The 15,656-nt window shown below is 55.5% G+C and carries 15 protein-coding genes and 1 pseudogene; 10 read left to right on the top strand and 6 right to left on the bottom strand.

All coding sequences use genetic code 11. The annotated features are described in order from the left end of the window. The first annotated feature begins 35 nt into the window (after positions 1-35). Positions 36-989, top strand: a complete 954-nt coding sequence (locus tag A3C3_RS0123555) for a TIR domain-containing protein (RefSeq protein ID WP_022717039.1) — start codon at positions 36-38, stop codon at positions 987-989. 258 nt (positions 990-1,247) lie between these two features. Here A3C3_RS0123555 and A3C3_RS39045 read toward each other — a convergent pair whose 3' ends face one another. Further along, the gene (locus A3C3_RS39045) at positions 1,248-3,188 is read right to left on the bottom strand and encodes a DNA/RNA non-specific endonuclease (protein WP_022717038.1); all 1,941 of its coding nucleotides are present in this window, start codon (positions 3,186-3,188) and stop codon (positions 1,248-1,250) included. A gap of 328 nt (positions 3,189-3,516) precedes the next feature. On the opposite strand from A3C3_RS39045, the gene A3C3_RS0123545 reads away from it, so the two are divergent. The 6 genes from A3C3_RS0123545 (at position 3,517) to A3C3_RS0123525 (ending at position 8,039) form a co-directional block, all read left to right on the top strand. Beyond that, positions 3,517-4,113, top strand: a complete 597-nt coding sequence (locus A3C3_RS0123545; RefSeq protein ID WP_022717037.1) for a hypothetical protein — start codon at positions 3,517-3,519, stop codon at positions 4,111-4,113. Positions 4,114-4,168: 55 nt separating this feature from the next. After that, positions 4,169-5,050, top strand: coding sequence for an AAA family ATPase (locus tag A3C3_RS47965; protein ID WP_051154514.1), 882 nt, complete (start codon positions 4,169-4,171; stop codon positions 5,048-5,050). Further along, entirely contained in the window at positions 5,010-6,149 is a 1,140-nt protein-coding gene (locus tag A3C3_RS47230; RefSeq protein WP_051154513.1) for an AAA family ATPase, read from the top strand. Before A3C3_RS47965 ends, A3C3_RS47230 begins: the two co-directional genes overlap by 41 nt. Next, complete coding sequence (locus A3C3_RS41705) at positions 6,146-6,973, top strand: metallophosphoesterase (RefSeq protein ID WP_084797012.1); 828 nt, start codon at positions 6,146-6,148, stop codon at positions 6,971-6,973. Before A3C3_RS47230 ends, A3C3_RS41705 begins: the two co-directional genes overlap by 4 nt. Before the next feature lie 3 nt (positions 6,974-6,976). Beyond that, a complete protein-coding gene (locus A3C3_RS0123530; protein WP_022717036.1) occupies positions 6,977-7,459 on the top strand; it encodes a hypothetical protein in 483 nt (160 codons plus the stop codon). Positions 7,460-7,754: 295 nt separating this feature from the next. Next, positions 7,755-8,039: a hypothetical protein gene (locus A3C3_RS0123525; protein ID WP_028739937.1), complete on the top strand. Its 285-nt coding sequence runs from the start codon at positions 7,755-7,757 to the stop codon at positions 8,037-8,039. Positions 8,040-8,179: 140 nt separating this feature from the next. On the opposite strand, the gene A3C3_RS0123520 is transcribed toward A3C3_RS0123525, so the two are convergent. Further along, positions 8,180-9,373 (bottom strand): hypothetical protein, encoded by a 1,194-nt coding sequence (locus tag A3C3_RS0123520; protein WP_145611796.1) that lies wholly within the window; start codon positions 9,371-9,373, stop codon positions 8,180-8,182. Between the two features lie 353 nt (positions 9,374-9,726). Further along, positions 9,727-10,698 (bottom strand): hypothetical protein, encoded by a 972-nt coding sequence (locus A3C3_RS0123510; protein ID WP_145611798.1) that lies wholly within the window; start codon positions 10,696-10,698, stop codon positions 9,727-9,729. A 216-nt stretch (positions 10,699-10,914) separates the two neighbouring features. Here A3C3_RS0123510 and A3C3_RS43900 point away from each other — a divergent pair. From A3C3_RS43900 to A3C3_RS0123495, 3 genes and pseudogenes are all read left to right on the top strand, one after another. After that, positions 10,915-11,567 (top strand): annotated as a pseudogene (locus tag A3C3_RS43900) (helix-hairpin-helix domain-containing protein); the annotation flags it as partial. Between the two features lie 284 nt (positions 11,568-11,851). Further along, positions 11,852-12,295, top strand: coding sequence for a hypothetical protein (locus A3C3_RS0123500; protein ID WP_022717030.1), 444 nt, complete (start codon positions 11,852-11,854; stop codon positions 12,293-12,295). Then, the gene (locus tag A3C3_RS0123495) at positions 12,295-13,137 is read left to right on the top strand and encodes a caspase family protein (RefSeq protein ID WP_022717029.1); all 843 of its coding nucleotides are present in this window, start codon (positions 12,295-12,297) and stop codon (positions 13,135-13,137) included. The genes A3C3_RS0123500 and A3C3_RS0123495 overlap by 1 nt, the downstream gene beginning before the upstream one ends. Positions 13,138-13,161: 24 nt before the next feature. Here A3C3_RS0123495 and tnpC read toward each other — a convergent pair whose 3' ends face one another. The 3 genes from tnpC to tnpA are packed head-to-tail and all read right to left on the bottom strand — an operon-like array spanning position 13,162 to position 15,578. Next, positions 13,162-14,799 carry an IS66 family transposase gene (gene tnpC, locus A3C3_RS0123490; protein WP_022714075.1) on the bottom strand — a complete coding sequence of 546 codons (1,638 nt, stop codon included), beginning with the start codon at positions 14,797-14,799 and terminating at the stop codon, positions 13,162-13,164. 45 nt (positions 14,800-14,844) lie between these two features. Beyond that, positions 14,845-15,192 (bottom strand): IS66 family insertion sequence element accessory protein TnpB, encoded by a 348-nt coding sequence (gene tnpB / locus A3C3_RS0123485; protein WP_022714076.1) that lies wholly within the window; start codon positions 15,190-15,192, stop codon positions 14,845-14,847. Further along, entirely contained in the window at positions 15,189-15,578 is a 390-nt protein-coding gene (gene tnpA / locus A3C3_RS0123480) for an IS66-like element accessory protein TnpA (RefSeq protein WP_022714077.1), read from the bottom strand. Before tnpA ends, tnpB begins: the two co-directional genes overlap by 4 nt. Between the last annotated feature and the right edge of the window lie 78 nt (positions 15,579-15,656).

The raw sequence follows: 15,656 nt of genomic DNA, 5'->3' as shown, positions 1-15,656 counted from the left end.
GGCTATGGCCTCGGTCGGACAATGTGGGGTGGAAAATGTACAATCTGCTAGTTGTTGGCTCTGAGGGCTATTGGGACGAGACAACCGAGAAAACGTTGGGGTTCGACCGGGTTTTGTCATATACATCAGTACGGTTGAAATCCCATTTTCTACCTCTGTCGGATAAGACGGTAAAAGACATTTGCGGGCTGCCGACCCTCTTCGCGTACGAGTTCGCGAAACGACTTCCAAAAAATAAAGAAGATTGGACAGCACCCGCCCTGGTTGGGAAGATACTTTCCGTGAAGGAGCAGAAGCAGGAGGTACTAATAACATTTGAAATTGACCGGACCATTAAGCCTATCTCAGTGGAAGATATTCTTCGGGTCGCGGGTGAATTGGATATCGATCTTCCTGGTGGCGAGAGTTATCGCACTCATTGGGCCATCAAAGACGTCGATCTTATTGACGTACTTAGACGAGAAGACATTCTCAAAAGCGAAACTTCGGACAAAGTCGAAGATCAGCTCCGGACGATCGCCACCGAGATCGACAAGCCAGAAGGCGAGCGCCAAAAGGTTTTTATAGTGCATGGCCACAGCGACAGCATCCGAAACGATATAGCGCGATGGCTCAACAAAATTGGCTTCGACGAACTTCTGCTTGATGAACAGCCAAATGAAGGCCTGACCATAATCCAGAAACTGGAGCGATTTGCCGCTCAGGCTGCGTTCGCTGTGGTATTGATGTCCCCAGATGACGTAGGCGGCAAAGTTGGCGAACAACATTCGTTCCGGGCCCGGCAAAACGTCATTTTCGAACTGGGCTACCTCTTCGCGAAACTAGGCGGCGCTAAAGTCGCTGCGCTAGCGGAAGGCAAAGTCGAACTTCCCACGGACCTTGGCGGAGTATTTTTCATTCCTTATGATACGGCGGGTGGATGGAAAATCCTGTTGGCAAAAGAACTCAAAGCTGCAGGATTGAAGTTCGATCTTATAGCCGGGATCTGATCGTTTTGTGTATTGCAGCGACGACGCGCTCGTCGCTGCCAAGCACATTTGGGAACGCTTGCCTCCTGCAAAATCGCGTTATTTTCCGACATAGCTAGTGCAAATTGACTGGCAGCGACCGGGCGGAGGGATGTAGCGAGGGACTATAGGCCAACGAATGTATGGACGAAGTCAATCAGTTTGTCATATGCACGGGCACGAAGCGGCACACAAAGTTCGAATCTCAACATTGCCTCCGTGCCAGCCTCCGACGCGTTGTCAGATCAGGATATCGTTCACTGACGTTAGCCACCGTGTTCGGCGCGTTGACTCCAGGCTGTCATGTGCGTCGAAGGGACGGATGCGTTCAAAATTTAGCCCGGTCTCCTGCTCGATGGTCGCGATCGTTGTCTGGATCTTGCGCGTCCGTAATTCCTCAAAGCGATATGGTGCGAGAGCTTTGAACACCTTCGCTTCGTAGAGGGCATTCACATACTGGGTCTGACCAACAATGAAGGCAGCTGCGGAAACAGTCGTTGCGGTTTTTTGAACCACCGCGATCTTCCAAAAAGATAGGGGAATTTTCCACGGGCCGCCTTTTCGTTTCTTCCCGTACGGAGGATCGTCGTGGCGGTATATCGGCCCCTGGAATACCGTAACCTTGCGCTCGGTAAGCTGCGTTTGGTTTAGCACGTAGTCTTCGAGATTTCCCCAATCTACATTGTTGTAGGTCTGAAACTGCGGCGCGGCATTTGTATAGTGGAAGGAATCTGCGTCGCCGTCGCGAGCTTCCTCGTCGCTCTCGCCCCATGCTGGATCGAACCGTCTGACAAGATGGCCGCGGCTAAATTGGATCTTATCCTTGCCTTTGGCCTTCTCGTAAAACTCTCCATCCGGCTGATATTCGTTTGCAATTCGAGCGTCGCGCCGAAAACTGCCGGGGCGATCGCCGGGGTGCCTAAGTGCGGAGCCGTTTATGTTGACGGCCGTAATCAATGCGAACTTACGGTCCGCATGCATCACGACAGAGAACTTATTATAGACCAACTCGACCCCGGTGCCGCTGAGAAGCGGTGCGGCCTGACCTTTGACCGGGGCAATGATGTCGTCGAGAGGAAGGGTTTCCGAGAGGAAGTCGGGGTCGTAGCCATACACCACGTTTTGCTTTGTCCAACGGGTTGTCTTGTACGGCTTGCCGTCGGACTCTAGTAGCTCAGACGGCGTAGCTGCAATTTCTGGGACCATCGGCGTGAAACCCAGCGCACGCTCAAGCCGATCCAAGACACGCAAGGCATCGTCGTCATCCAACCGGTGGCGTTCAAGGAGCTTGAAGATCGCGCTAATCCTTACTCCTTCGTTTCCGATCCATTTGACGGGCGCTGTCGGTTTCGCTGGATCGGCTGGAGCGGCAACGGCCTTGTGATGGAGCGCAACGACTTGCCATTGATCGTTGAGCACAGGTGAGCCGGAGGATCCCGGCTCTGTGTCCGTGAGGTAGTGGATGAACGAATCCAATTTTAGGGCTGAAACATCGAGGTTCACGATCTGGTTCGCGCGTATGCTGATCTGCTTTGGGCCGCCACCAGGGTGCTGAATGATTGTCACCCATTCCCCTTCGACTGCTTTTCCGGAGAGAGGCAGGAGGCTGAGCCAGCCGAAACGTTCCAGCGGAATGCCTTTATCGGAAACTGGCGCCACTGAGACAAACGTTACGTCGGCTTGCGGATCAGAAAAGAAGATTTCATGCGGCATAAGGTTGTATTGGATGGGCGACCCGAGCACGCCATCCACGTCGTGCTCATAACCAAACTCCGCCTCCGCCTGGCCAGCTTCGATCTCATTTCCAAGGACATGGGCGTTCGTCATAAGTAGTCTTGGACCGACCAGGAAGCCCGTGCCGTACCACTCGCCACCAGGCGATGGTACCCTAATTCTGCAAACCGCGGCTGCGGCGCGTTTTCCGCGTTCGAGATAGTTGATCGACGTGAGATCACTCTCACCAATTATACGTTCGAAGCCAGTTGGATCGGCCTGACGTGGCTCTAACAGATCGCGCCGGATTGCGAGCCTCTCGATGGGCTCCACAGCGGGAGCGGTTTCGGCCGTTACCGCCTCCTTGCGAACCGATGCCTTGGCATCGGCCATTGCCTTGGAAAGCTTCTGATCGGTCGTCGTGATCAAGTCGCGACGACCGTTGGTGAACGTTGACTGGCCTGACATTACTTCCTCGACGCCTCACAGATCATTGAGATGCAAGTACATATCCCGGCGTTGGGTGCCGGTAGAGTCTGTTATTGCAGCACTACTTTAAACTGTAATATGACGGCGACAAGATATTGACTCGCCTTTTCTATCCGCGCGGGCATCGACGGTCGCAGATAAGCCTGGAAAGCACACCCAAATTTCGGTTGCCATCTGTTGACGAGTGACCCGATGTTCTGTATATGTTCCGGCATGATTTACGTCGCTCGCACCCTCATACGAATAGCCCGCTGAACCGCCCCCCATCCCATTCGGGGATCGGCTTCCGTGTCTTATTCGAGGGTTCATGATGAGCATCTCCTCCTTGCGCTCTTCCGCGCAGACTAATTCTGTTCAAATCTTTTATCCTCTCAGCACGGTCCGGTGCACCGGCCCGGTCTTGTTCAGAGATCAGCTGGCACGGGATATTGCATGTCTCTTGGATGTCGATAATGACATCCTATCCTGGTCGTGCCGATCGCTTTCGCTCTCGCACGGTGAACAGATCTACAAACCTGATTTCATGGTCAAACGAGCAGACCTGACTTTTCTGGTCGATGGCGTGCGTGACGATGGAGCGCCTGACTGGGCGCGGTCAAAGGCCGAGGAATCTGGGTTTCCCTATGAGGCTGTCGACGTGTCGGCCCTACCTCGTATCCGATTGAAGAATGCCCAGGATCTGTTGCGGTACGCCAGATATGAAGCCGCGTTGTCGGACCGGATCCGGCTCCTCGCGGCTCTAGACGAATGCTCAAGCTTAACGGTGGCGGAAGCCCTGATCATCTTCCGAGAGACGAAGCCCATAGCTGGCCTTGCGTCGATGGTGCTGCACAGGTTTATCACCATGGACCTGGATGAGCGGCTGATTGGACCCGAAACCGTCGTACGCCGCAAACGCGACTAATTAACCGCAATTCCGTTGAAGTTCATGGGCTGCCGCGAGCAGCAGAGGATCACTCATGCCTATTGGTACGCAAACTGACAATATCCACTCCTCGGTAAAGACCCACGCGCTCTACGGTACTCTCATGAGAGCGCTCGACAAATTCGAAGCTTTCAAACTGGGAGGTCCTGGTATCGTGGCTTTGATTACGCCTGCTAATCAGACAGCGAGCGACTATGCTAGCCCAGTTAGAACCTTTCTATACGACGGTGTGAACGGGGAAGAGGCTGACACCGCCGGTTTCGTCTGCATCTCGGCGAAAGAAAAACCGGATCGCGCGAAGAACGAGTTCGAAAGCCGGTGTTCCGACAAAGTGAGAGCGATCGTCGTGGCGGAAACGAGAGACTTGCCTCCAGCCATCGTTGTGGCTGTAGACACCGTTATCCAGCTAGGACCAATCGAAGAAGGCGACTTGCGGGCTGCATGCCAGAGTGTTCTAAAGCTGAAGGTTAGCGCAAATCAGGCTCGAAAGCTCCTCGCCTTTCCGCAAGAGCTGATGATCAGCGCTCTCCGACGAAACAGGTCGGCATCGGAAATCCTCAACCGCCTCAAATCGATCTCTCCCGATGTTGGATTGGGCAGGCCGATGGGGGAGGAAACACCGCTCCTGGAGGAACTTCATGGCTATGGCGATGCTAAAGCCTGGGGTCTCCAACTTGCCGCTGACTTGAAACTTTGGGAACGTGGCAAACTGAAATGGTCTGAGGTAGATCGAGGCTTGCTGCTGAGCGGCCCACCAGGGGTCGGCAAAACCATCTTCGCCAGAGCGCTTGCTCAAACTTGTGGCGTCTTCTTCAAGGCGACATCGGTCGCACAGTGGCAATCGAAAAGGGCACCTTGGCGACTTGCTGAAGGCAATGCGTGCCGATTTCGCCGCTGCCATCGACAATGTGCCTAGCATCATCTTCCTCGACGAACTCGACTCGATCGGTGACAGAAACACGTTCAGCGATGAGCACGCTTCCTACTCGATCCAAGTCGTCAATGGGCTCCTGGAGGTCCTCGACGGAGCGGCACGGCGGGACGGACTGATTGTCATCGGCGCTACCAATCATCCTAGCAAGATCGACCCTGCAATTCGGCGACCAGGTAGGTTGGACAGGCATGTGGTAATTGGAATGCCTGACGTGGGGGACCGAGTTGCGATCCTGCGTCAACAACTCGGTGCTGATTGTTCATTCGATTTGGAAGAACTTGGTCCCCTCACGGAGGCGATGTCAGGTGCGGACTTGGCGCAGGTTGTTCGCGATGCCAAGCGGCTCGCTCGAAAAGAAGGGCGTGCCGTCAGACTTTCGGATCTCACCTCTCAGCTACCTAAATTGATCCTGATCACTGGGGCGTATCGGCGTTCGGTCGCTATTCACGAGGCCGGTCATACGGTCGTCGGCACAAGATTGGCCCATGGCAAGTTTCACGGTGTTTACATCTCAAAGCAACTCAATCCGCGCTTCGCCTTGCAAAATGCGGGGGCCGCGGCGTTTGAGGTTCCCGTTCTATCCCTGCGGAACGAGAAGCACTACCGAGATGAGATCTGCGTCCGCCTCGCAGGCATCGCGGCTGAAAAGCTGATCTTGGGCAGCCACGACGACGGCGCGGGAAACGGGCCTCGCAGCGACTTAGCGCAGGCAACACACTTGGCCCTTGACATGGAAACTAAAGCTGGAATGGGGGAGCGCCTATTTCAGTTCGGACAGGGGACGAGTTGGGATGAATTTGGACCGCAGCAAGTTCCGTGGCTGATGGACCGAGTGAATCAAATCCTGCTCGATGAGCTGGCCCGCGCCCGAGACATCCTTGAGCAGGAGCTGCCTCTGCTGAAAGCCGTGAGTGAGGTACTCGACAAGTTGGGATCCGTTTCGCCCAACCGTCTTGAGGAATTGCGAGAGGCGGTAAAGGGAGGTGGGCGCAGGAGGCCTTTCAACAATGACGTGATCTCAAACGCGGACAAGTTTCGAGCCGGAAATGATGTGACGACGGGAAAGGAGGCGCGGCCATGAAGGCGTGGATTGTGAGCGATATTCATTCGTCCCCAATGGACTTTTTCCTGACCCGGCGTCTCGACGTTCCAGAGGCCGACATTTGTCTCTGCGCAGGTGACATCGCCAACAACATCGAACGTTCTATCGATTTCCTGTTCGCGGAGATCGCCCCGCATATGTCTGTTGTGGTGACATTAGGCAATCACGACTGCTACGGCTCGTCGATCGCCCGCGCTCTTGAATATGCGAGGAAATGGACTGCTGGAACGAATGTCCACGTCCTGGAGAACGAAGAATTTCGGAAGGATGACCTCCGGATCATCGGAGCGACGCTTTGGACTGAGTTCGAGATCACGGCGCACGACGCTGGACATCTACCAGTCGATGTTCGCAGGGACCTTGCGATCAGCGAGTGCCGCCGAGCGCTTGTGGATTTTCGTGAAATCTACCGGTCCGACGAACGTCGAGATGGGGAGGGCGGATACATCTCTGCGCGGGAGATGATCTCTCGACACAAGGACAGCCGGGCGTACATTGAGGCAGCCTTGCGAAACCGTTCGAGGGGACAACTATGGTTCTCACTCATCATGCGCCGACCGCGAGGTCACTTGACCCACGGTTTGCTGGGCCATATCTCGAACGCAGCCTTTGCTTCGGACCTGTCGACGATGATCCAGGCAAAAAAGCCGACTTTCTGGATCCATGGACACGTCCATTGCTTCCAAGATTACGTAGAGGGCGAGACGCGGGTTCTTTGCAATCCCAGAGGTTATCGCAACGAGCGGCCTGGCGGCGGATTCCAGCCGGGCTTCGTGATCGAAACGTCGTCGTCGGCGAGGTGATTTATGGCTCCGCAACAGACATATGGCACGGGCTCCGGTTCGAAAGATGAGCGAGGAACCGATTACGGTCCTGACGCCCTGAAGGTCTTGAAGGACCTCGCTCCCGTTGATCGGCGCCCAGATTACTACCTGATCGGGGATTTTGATCACGTCGATCCCGTCACCGAGCACGACATTCTGTGGAGCTGGTCGCAAGGTTTCCTCACGACAGAAACGGCGTCTATGATGCTGAAATTGGTGGAGGGAGACACAATCGGAGAGATCGTCCTGCAGCTCGGCATACCGTTGCCAACCGAGGCGGCGATATCTCCAGAAGAAGCTGCCGCGACGCTCGGCGATGAACCGGTCGACGGTGATCCCTTGTTCCATGTACGAAAGCGCATTCGTGACGGTCGCCTGCCGTCTCACCGCCGGTCTGATGTTGAGGCGCGACGGATATTCGAGGCGCAGGTGTGGCAGCGTCACGAGGGTACGAATATTGTTTAGGAGCTGCAAAAGCTGCCACGGGATGGCAAATGGCCATCTGCGAAGTTCAAGCAAGAAGACCAAGCTTAAAAGAACCTGCGGCGAGAGCCACGAGCAATGGCGAAGTTCGGCACGAGTTCTTCCCATGCTAACATCTTCGTTCGAACGCGATCAGGGACCGGGAGTCCAGACGGTGAAGATCGGGAAATGATCAGAGCCGAACGTGTCCGGTCCCACTTCGGCGGGGCGAAAGATGCAGCTTGCGCGGCGGGAACGGTCATGTGGTCAATCGCCTTGTCCCTTAAACGTTCGGCCCATGCAGCCGACCACCTTTGAGGTGAAGGGGAAGGAAATATCGTTCACCGGCTATGAAATGGGGTGGGACCTGGCAGCGCCTGTCAACCTCAACGGCACGGTGGCCGCGATGGGAATTTGTTCGGGCGAGGGGGAAAGTTGGATTCAGAACTACCTGATATCGCGCAAAGACAGTGCGATCGAAATATCGGAGTGGGACGGCGACATTTCGCAGTGGTTGCTTGGAAAGGCCGCGCAAAAGGTTCTGAACAAGTGTGCGGAAGAGATGACACCGAGTGCGAACTGAGAATGCTGCGGTTCCAAGAATCCCCGCCCCACCTGGTTCAAGATTTCGGGCGACGCTTGGCGGTGGCAAGCCACTGGATTTGCTCTAGGAAACGGTGCGAGATGATGGGGCGGTGGGATATTTGAAAGGGTACCGATCCATCACGGCTTGATAGCACCACATATCGCGGTGTTGATCAAAACCTCACCCACTGGGGCCTTCGCCTCGGTGGCGTAAACCCCCCGGATGTCGAGGCCCAAGTCCATCATCGGCTTCAATTGATCAGTCTTGCACCAGTTCTGTTGAACGAAATCCTTCCAACTATTATCGGGAGGCGTCACCGACACGGTGTAATAGTAGCTGAATATTCCATCTTCGTAGTCTGCTGCGGTAAGCGTGGTCACATCATCAAGCTTGCTTGGTACCTTCACCGCACTTGCTGCATCTTTCATCGTCTTTCGGAATTTAGCCTGCCACTGATCACAGAGGGCTGTATTGACTTTCAAACCCGCAAGCGGTTCACCTGCCAGGGAAACGTATTTCCCTTCTACGGTTGCACCGATCTCAATCATTAGTTTGAAGTTTTCCGATCTGCACCACTTATTGGTCATTATGTCTCGCCAGGCGCTGGTGAATTTGGCGCTAGTGTCGGAGATTTCATAAACATAGCGGAAGGTGTCGTTTTCGACCTCGACAGCTTTTAAGGTGGTTATTGAATCCAGCTTCGTTGGCACCCGGATTGCCTTTGCCGCTTCATTGAGTGACGCTTCTAGCCCGTTCACCTGTACTTCGTATTGAAGTGCCTTGCTTTGCAGCTGAGGGTCATTCTGCGCGACCTGTGCGGTGCTTGTTACCTGTCGTTCCACTAACGACCCTAATCCCCTTCCTACTCCCATCATCGCAAGAGCTGATACGACGAGCACAATATTTCTGGCGATCCGGCCGACGCCAGATTTTGTTTTTTCCTGGGTCGGTGCAAACAGTAACAACAGATTGGCGAGAGGGATGAACGCCAATACCCATTTAGCGTGTGTGCCGTAGGCGTCCTTTGATCGAGCCGCTGCGCAGGTGCCTGCAAAGACGCCAATCGGAATCAGGGAGCCGTAAATCAGAGCGACAATAACTGCCAGATAATTGTTCTTCATGGCATCCTGTACGCCGAGAACAAAAAGCGAAGTCGCGCCGCTGAGCAAAAATGACAGCCCCATGGTCAGGAAATACATCGGACGCCCGAGCCTGAACTCGGGCTTGATCAGCGCTACGCCAGCCGCTGCAGCGGCAAGCATGATGACCCAAGACAACATTAGGGATCCAAGCTCGCCGATCTGCAGAACCTGATAGGCTAACGCTTCCATGATCCCCTCTCTGCTTGGGATTGTGGTATAACTACCCAAGTCTGAGTTCAAGCAGTTATTCCGACCTCTTTTTCCGTTATTTGTCTATCAAGGTCGCCGAAGCTGCCCGCCGGATTTCGTTCAGCTTGGTGGCACTTGCGGAAGCGGGTCTGGCGCGACCTCTTAAGTGTCCGCGTTGACAGGGATCCTGTTCACAGGAGTTGCGCCGACGCCCAATGCCTTCATCACCGCCAGTTCTCCACCACGCACGGCGATCTTCGCCTGCAGCGCCATGAAATCTCTGCAAAATTCGGTCTCGGCTATACGTCGGCGACGGCATCGCGTGGATCGGCTGAGCCAGCGAAGCCGACCGTTCAAGAAGCCCTAGCTACTTCGAGTACCGAGCCGTCATCTAGTATCGCTCTCTCGACAGTCAGTTCCACTTTGTAGGTTCCGTTGGTAACCGATGGCAGCAGACGGTCGTAGACCTCGCGTGGAATGAACGGGTTGTCTTCCCATGAGTAGAAGATATCTGACGCCTTCGTTGTACCCTGCGGAATTTGAATGTCGAGGTTGTCGCGACCCTGGTGCAGGACTTCCCCAAAAGCGTTCAGGATGCGGAAGCGATGGGAGATGCCAACAATTTTTTGGCTCCAGCCGTTTCGGAACGCTACCCGAAATTCGATCCGGTCAAACATTACGTCCTGTTCGAAATCTTGGCGCTGAACTTTCAAAGTAAGTGAGGTAGGCACGATTGCCTGTTGGGGAGCCGAATAGTTTTGCCGTTGCGCTACCTTTTCGAGCGCTGGAACAACCAGGGAAACAGGGGAAGGAGCAGGAGCTGCTTTTCGCTCGACGGGCAAACTGTTGTTTGAGGTCATTGGCCCAGACAGGTTTCGCCCTGCTGTAGCATCATAGCATGCTAGGCGCTCAGCATCCGAGGCTATCGTCTTACAACCGTCCACGCGCGACGCCGTCGCCACTGGGCTGGGGGGAGCGTTGGAGTGCGCGGATTGGGGTTGGCTTATAACCAGCACCGTCTCAAGGAGCTGCGATCCACTGTCCAGAAACGCGTCGGGCTTGATCGACCCATTCTTCTTCGACTTATCAAGATCGAAATTGACAACCGGTCCAGAGACAAGTGCAAAGCGACCATTCCGAACGCGAACGATCCTCAGGTCGTCGATGCCTCCGTAGGCATCGACCACACCGCCCACCTCTACAAGCGATTCACTTGAAGCAAGGACAAGCCACTTAGCCCCACCACTCAAAACCATGTCCTCTGCCAACGCTGAAGAGGTGGATGCAGTAATCATACAAATGCAAAACCAAATGCGATGAAACATAGTCAGCTCCCTGATCCCATTGACGCAGTACCTAACAGTAAATCCTGAAGACACAGGATTCCTTTATGTTAAAGTTTTAGCCGTCCTACTCCGGCGGATGGAAAAGCTCTTGGCGAGAGGCGATCCTTGCCCAAGTAGATTGCACAGCCACTTTGAGAACTCGATTAGCTTAATGTATTTTAGGCTGTTGTTGCTACTCATCTCTGGACATGACCGCTACGCGGCCTTGCAACTGCGGATGTTGCCCAGATCTTTGCTACCCGTGCCGATCAGCCCTTCGACAGCGTCGACGATATGTGGCGGCGGTCAGGCGTTCCTGCTGCATCGCTGGTGGAGCTGGCTGAAGGAGACGCCTTTCGGCCCTCTCTTGGATCGGAGCGTCGCGATGCGCTCTGGGCGATCAAGGCATTTGCGAGACGAGCCTTGCCGCTCTTCGCGGCTGCGGCGGAGCGGGAGGCAAGAACCATTGCCGAGCAACAGGAACCAGCGGTCGAACTTCGGCAGATGACGCAGGTCATAATGTGGTCCCGGACTAGGGGCACACCGGGCTGACTTTGCGCGAACATCCTGTCAGCTTCTTGCGTCGGGAACTCGCGGAACGCCGGATCGTCACCTGCACGGAAGCGATTTCGGCCCGTGACGGCCGCTGGCTGATGGCGGCTGGGCTGGTGCTGGTGCGTCAACGGGCGTATCCAGAGGGAGGGCGATGTCGTGACCCGCCGACAGGGAGAGGTGATGAATTCGCTCACGGCACGCCCGGCGGGCCGGATTCGCGCGAGCCGTCAGGCCAATGAATCAAGTCGCGCGACATCGTTATTCCTAATCTGCATATTGATCAGCTCAAAGTGAAGAGCCGCAATTTTCATTGATGAAAGCGAAGAAAACCGCTTCAGGGGCACGCACGCACGATAGAGCCGAGGCTCGGCGAGTTCGAGGAATGGACTGAGGGCGCTGCATTTCTAGAGACCGTGAACCGCAACCGACCCAAGCGGACCCTCTAGCTGCACGAAAGGGTGAAAATGCCTCGCAGGCATCTGCTACGACTTCATCACGGTTGTAGATAGTCGACGGCCTCTCAATATGCTAGGATGTAATCTATCCATTCTTAACTCAATGACCAAGGGCAACCCATGTATATAAGGGAGCTGTTGAAATGGAAAATTCCAAGTCTGACGAACAGTATCTTTTCTTTAGCTCCGATATACTTCGGAAGCTTCACGCTAATAATTTAAGCCCAGCGGACGTATTGAAGAAGGCCGGAGTGCACGATCTCAAGGCGGTTAGCGATCCGGCGGTAAAGGCTGGACACCGCGATGTGATGTCGATTTTGATCGGCTCTTCCATCGCGGTAGCCGCAGCAACGCCGCTAATAACGAGGGTGCTTGCCACTCTTATAAATAAGCCGGTGATTGTTTATAAACGGGAACTCAAACCGGCGCTCGATGGGAGGGGCGAGGTGATACGGGATAATGACGGCCAGCCGATTTTCGTATGGTCAGAGGCTTCCACCGCGGACCGCGGGCCAGGCGATCCCAAGATGGCGACCAAGACAACAATCACAAGGAACGGGGTCGAACTATCCGTAAGTGAATCATAATGCGTCGCGCGGTTGTCATTGCTTCTAACGGCCCTCAAGACCTAAACCAGCTTAAGTATGCCGAGACCGATGCTCACAACGTGACTGCCATTCTATCAGACCTTGCCTGCAATTTTACTGTTCAAGGTTTAATTGGGTCGGACGCCGCAACGGCAAGGAGCAAGCTTTTTCTAGCAAGTGACAGCTGCACCGAAGAGGATACGTTTCTAGTATACCTTGTAGGTCACGGTATGCTTGACGGGAATGACCTATTCTTCTTGTTTGCGGATTCAAGGCCAAACAGCCTGATGGGCACCTGCTTACGCGGTGACGAGGTGTTGGCTGCGATGAGAAAGTGCAAGGCAGGCAACAAGCTGCTGGTGCTTGATTGCTGTAACGCCGGGCAAGTGGTTGGCAGAACCGGCCTGCGTTTGGGATCAACCTCCCGGATTAAAATGGAGGACATTGGATTTCAAAAAAGCGATCTGTTTGAAATGATTTTGGCGAGCGATGCGCTGGAATCCGCCAGGGAGTTTGATTTTCTGAAGGCTGGCTTTTTGACAGCTGTAATTTGTGACGCCTTATCCCATTCTCGTCACGAAGCAGATCGAGACGGCGACGGGGCAATATCAGTTACTGATGTGGTGGAATGGCTTGGTATTCGTGCCAAGCGCCATAACAACGCTCACGACCGGGATGAGCACGTACCAATGCCAAGAAGTGTTGGAGTGGGTCACGGCAAGACCTTTCTAACCAGACCACCACACGACTTTCCGCGCTATGAAGTTAAATCTGGTGACGGTATTCCACATATAGTTCTACCGATTTCTCACAAGAGCATTGCCTATACGATTGGGAAATAGTAAGCATACGGTGAAGGCCGCATATCAGGCAGCTTCGTGGGCTGCTGCGGTCGGCGGGCTCCAATTCCATGGGAGCAATTCTTCAAGCCTCGTGACCGGCATATCCGCAATATTAGACAAGACATCAGCCAGCCAGGCCTGAGGATCAATGTCGTTGAGCTTTGCCGTCATGATCATCGTCGCCATGAAGGCAGCACGATCTGCACCGCGATCGGAACCTGCAAAGAGCCACGATTTTCTGCCGAGAGCGAAGCCGCGCAGGGCTCGTTCAGCCGCATTGTTGGTCAGGCAAATCCTGCCGTCGCTGAGGAAGGATGTGAAGCCGTCCCAGCGCTTGAGCATGTAATCGATCGGCTCGGTGACAGGTGAGCTGCGCGATAGTTTTCCCCGTTCGCCTCGCAGCCAAGCCTCAAGCTCGTCGATGAGGGGGCGGCTGTCCTTGTGACGCCGCTGCAAGCGTTCGTTGACAGAAAGTCCTTTGATGTCGCGCTCGATATCAAACAGTGCATCGATCCGCCTCACAGCCTCAAGCGCCACTGGCGAGATCGGCGTCGCATTTTTTCCGCGCTTGGCGTTCGTTGCAATGTCAGCCAGGACGAAGAACTTGCGGCGCGAGTGAGCCCAGCAAAGCGCCTGCGTCAATGGACCGGAAGCACGCTCCGACTTGAAGAGCGGGTTGTAGCCGCCATATGCATCTGCCTGCAGAATGCCGGTGAAGGTCTTGAGATGCCTCTCGGGATGCTCCTGGCGACGATCTCGCGAGGCATAATAGAGGGTTGCCGGTGGCGATGTTCCGCCGAACGGCCGGTCATCCCTGACATAAGTCCATATGCGGCCAGTTTCGGTTTTTCCCCTCGCCAGGATCGGCACCGTGGTGTCGTCGCCATGCAGCCGCTCGGCGGAAAGGACGTGCGCTTCTATCAATCGGTGCAAGGGCTTCAAGATCGCGGCGCAGGCACCGACCTGGTCGGCGAGTGTCGAAAGGCTGAGGTCGATGCCTTCTCGGGCATAACGCTCGCTTTGCCTATTCAGCGGCTGGTGTTGGCCGAACTTCTCAAACAGGATCATGGCCAAAAGGTTCGGCCCCGCGAAGCCGCGCGGTGTCACATGGAACGGGGCTGGCGGCTGGGCGATCTTCTCGCATTCTCGGCACGAGAACTTCTCGCGCACCGTCTGGATGACTTTCCACTGGCGCGGGATCACTTCCAGGGTCTCAGTGATGTCCTCGCCCAGCTTTGACAATTTGGCCGAGCCGCAGCAGGGGCAGCTTTGAGGAGCGGCAATCACAACGCGCTCGCGCGGCAGATGCTCCGGAAACGGTTTGCGCGATGGACGCTTGCGCTCAAAGGTTTTGACTGTCGATGATCGTGCCGCAATCTCCGCGGCCAGTTCGTCCTGGCTGGCGTCGGCCTCCAGCTCTTCGAGCTGCAATTCCATCTGTTCGAGAAGGCGGGCCTTTCGCTCCGAGCGGCTGCCATGGATGTCGCGCTTGAGCTTCTCGATCTCCAGTCTCAGCCGGGCAATCAGCGCATCGGAATGGGAGTTCACAGCTTGCGCACGAGCAGCAACAGCCTCGGCTTCACGACGGGCGGCGCGCTCGGCGAGGATCATCGCGTGAGCGCTGGCAAGGTCGTCGGGAAGCTGATCGGCCGCTTCGGTCATGACCAGATGGAATCATATTCGGTCTTGCCTTTCCAGCCATTTCCGCTACCCAGCCGAGCTTGGACGCCAGGTTTTTTGCGGCATTCGCCAGTCAATCCCTTCAAGCAGATAGCCGAGCTGTGCAGGAGTTATGACCACCGTGCCGTCAGCCGCTGACGGCCATATGAAGCGGCCGCGCTCCAGCTTCTTCGTGAACAGACAGGCACCTTGGCCGTCGTGCCAGATCACCTTGATCAGCCCGCCCCGACGCCCACGGAAGCAGAATAGGTGGCCGCAATGCGGATCCCCCTTCAGCGTCTCCTGCACCATCAACGACAAGCCGGGGAAGCCTTTCCTCATGTCTGTGTGTCCGGTCGCCAGCCAGACCTTAACGCCGCTCGGAACCGGGATCATCGCCGCTCGACCACGTCGAGGATCCGAGCGAGCGCTTCAGTATCGACATCGCTCTCCACACGAATGCGCCGGCCGCGGCCAAGCTCGATCGTCACAATGCTTATCTTCTTGCGCGGTCGAGGTGGCAGTGTTGTCTCCACCGGATCAGGCGCAGGCAAGGCCGCGACTTCTACGGGAATAAACTGCCGCGCTGGCGGCGGTGAGACCTGGCAGAGTTCTTTGCGCCACCGGAACAACTGACCCGCGTGGATGCCTGCCGACCGGGCAATCTCAGATACGCTGGCATTCGGCTCGAGGCAGGCCGCAACCAGCCGCTCCTTCTCTGCGCGAGACCAGCGACGACGGCGCTCCACAGAGGTGATCACTTCGATTTGCTGCATGGTCATAGGACTATTCCTAGTGCTTGCACTAGGACATCCAACGTTCCGCCTCACATCACAAGACGGCCCTCACCGTGGGGTTAC

The organism is Rhizobium mongolense USDA 1844 (assembly GCF_000419765.1).
Lineage (GTDB): Bacteria > Pseudomonadota > Alphaproteobacteria > Rhizobiales > Rhizobiaceae > Rhizobium > Rhizobium mongolense.
The sequence above is the reverse complement of the archived record's forward strand: the minus strand, read 5'-3'. Positions and strand labels throughout refer to the sequence as shown.